Genomic DNA, 2,736 nt, shown 5'->3' on the forward strand with positions numbered 1-2,736 from the left:
GACTCAATAACGAGTTCAACGTATTTCTGTTCAATTTCAACATAGCTGCGTTTATCCAGAAGCTTGATAGCCCCTATTCTATCTCCGGAAATACCTGCTTCTCCAGTAATAGCACCAACAAGGTCTCTGGCTCTTATATTGTGCTTTTTACCGGCATTTACAACGAGTTTTACCATTTTGCGATCCTGAGGTGATTCCAACTCTTGCTGACCACCACTTTGGAAGAGATTCAATTTTATCAATGCAGCAGCTATTTCCAAGGAGGTGTAACCACGGTTGATGAGTGCTTCAACTGCGGGAACATAGTCTCCCAGATTTCCTTGTTCCAGAATACTGCCAATTTCTTCGATGAAAGCTTCAGCCTTTTTAGCCTTGATATCTCTTGAACTCGGGATGTTCATTTTATTGATTTTGATTTTTGTATAACGCTCAATCTCTCTTAGCCTATGAAGTGATCGTCCGTAAGCAAAACTAAAGGCCATGCCTGTTTTTCCTGCTCTGCCTGTTCTGCCAATTCTGTGTACGTAATATTCTTCATCATCTGGAACGTCGTAATTGAACACCGCGTCTATGTTGTCTACATCGATACCACGTGCAGCGACATCGGTAGCAACGAGAATCTTGATCGATCCGTTCCTGAAGCTTTTCATCACTCTGTCCCTGAGGGACTGGCTCATGTCTCCATGGAGGCCATCGGCTGAATAATTCATTTCCTGAAGCTTTAAAACAAGCTCATCGACTTTCTTTTTAGTGTTGCAAAAAACGAGGGAAAGCCCCAGATTGTAGTAATCGATAAGACGTGAAAGCACATTTGTCTTACTAGATTCTTTGACTTCGAGATAATATTGCTCAATGGTGGGAACAGTTAAAACCCTTTCAACCACCCTTATGAGTTCAGGATCTTTTTGGAATTTTCGTGCCAATGCCACAATTGGTCTAGGCATTGTTGCCGAGAAGAGAACGGTTTGTCTGTCAGTATTAATCTCGCCCAAAATGTATTCAATGTCTTCAAGAAATCCCATGTTTAGCATTTCATCGGCCTCATCTAACACCACATAGTTGACATTGTCCAGCTTGAGTGTTCCACGGCGCATATGGTCCATAAGCCTGCCGGGAGTTCCAACGACAATTTGAACACCCTTTTTCAAAGCTCGGATTTGCCTTTCAATTGGTTGCCCGCCATACACGGTTATTGCGCTCAGTTCACTTCGATTGACTCCAAGGGCGCTTATCTCTCTGGTAACCTGAACTGCTAGTTCTCTGGTTGGACACAAAACAAGTGCCTGAACGCGCTTGGAAGAGAAATCTAACTGTTCGAGCATGGGAATGGCGAAAGTCGCTGTCTTTCCTGTTCCGGTGTGGGCCTGTCCTATGATGTCTTTGCCTTTGAGAATGGTGGGAATCGCTGAAGACTGTATCGGAGTAGGTTGGGTGAAGCCCATTTTTTCAATTGCTTTAAGCGTTTTGGGGGATAACCCCATTTCGGTGAAATTTTTGTTCATGCATTCAATCCTTTCAAGAATATTCTATAAATTATACATTAAACTGATATGGTAGTTATCACAGACTATGTCGGTAAGGTAAAGGTTTCAAAAGTACCTTGACAGAAAAAAAGAGAGTAGCTCTCATCTTCCTCTACAATAACGGAACTCAAGCGTGCAAAACCAAGGAGAAACACGTGTCTAGAGATCAGAGAATAACTCAGAGCCATGCTAAAAAATAGGAAGGCGTTTAGCGAATAAAGTCTGTTGATTTATCCTTTGAAGCATGATAGCATCTTATCAAATAAAATTCTTTCCGGCTCATATAATCACAGGAATATGGCCTGTGAGTTTCTACCGGCAACCGTAAATTGCCTGGCTATGAGCGGGACTTTACTTTTTGTCCCGGCTCATATGAGCCGGGTTTTCTTCGGAGGTAATAATGATGGATCGGATGAATGCAATTGAAAGATGCGCACAATTGTTGAAAAAACTCGTTGAAGAAGAAGGGAGAGTGCTTAAAGGTGGCATTTTAAAAGTTGATACCTTTTTAAACCATCAGATAGACCCTGAATTGATGCGAAATGTTGGAAAGGCTATTGTAGAAGAGTTTGGAAAGATAGAATTGACAAAGATCATTACTGTTGAGAGTTCTGGCATTGCTCCGGCAATGTCTACTAGCTTGTATCTGGGGACGCCCTTGATTTTCATTCGTAAAAAGCGACCCATTACAATGTGTGACTACATCAAAGCTGAAGCTCCTTCACATACAAAAGGCGGGATTACTGAACTATACCTTTCCAGAGAAATGCTTAATCTTGAGGATAAAGTGCTTATCGTAGATGATTTTCTGGCAAGCGGGAAGACCATTGAAGCTGTCGCAAACATGGTGCTGGACGCAGGTGCTGAATTGAAGGGTATAGTCGGAGTGATAGAAAAGACTTTTGAAAACGGACGAAAAAGACTGTCTCACTTTAATGTACCTGTTATAAGCCTGCTAAAAATACGCTCTCTCGACGGCAAGGTAGAATTTGAAGATTAGGAGAATTTTCCAAAGAAGGGTTTTTGCTCACAAATTAAAGAGGGGCATTTGCCCCTCTTTATTATGAGTCTCCTCAGCCTTAGAACGTGTAGCCAAATTCTAGAGTAAACAATCTTCCAATGGTGTTTCCAATGTCTTGAAGCGCTGCTAATGTGGTGAATTCGACGAATCCATGCATTCCCAGTTTCATACCGCCGCCAACTCTTAGAATGA

At 42.1% G+C, this 2,736-nt stretch carries 2 protein-coding genes and 1 riboswitch; of the genes, one reads left to right on the top strand and one right to left on the bottom strand.

The window, feature by feature from the left end; translation table 11 throughout:
* Positions 1–1,502: DEAD/DEAH box helicase (locus AC3LHT_RS09305; RefSeq protein ID WP_488662694.1), on the bottom strand; the 1,502-nt coding region annotated here is incomplete at its 3' end.
* A 280-nt stretch (positions 1,503–1,782) separates the two neighbouring features.
* Positions 1,783–1,883, top strand: a riboswitch (purine riboswitch).
* Positions 1,884–1,923: 40 nt separating this feature from the next.
* On the opposite strand from AC3LHT_RS09305, the gene xpt reads away from it, so the two are divergent.
* Positions 1,924–2,523, top strand: coding sequence for a xanthine phosphoribosyltransferase (gene xpt / locus AC3LHT_RS09310; RefSeq protein WP_488662695.1), 600 nt, complete (start codon positions 1,924–1,926; stop codon positions 2,521–2,523).
* Positions 2,524–2,736 lie beyond the last annotated feature (213 nt).

It is taken from the genome of Kosmotoga sp. (assembly GCF_982836095.1).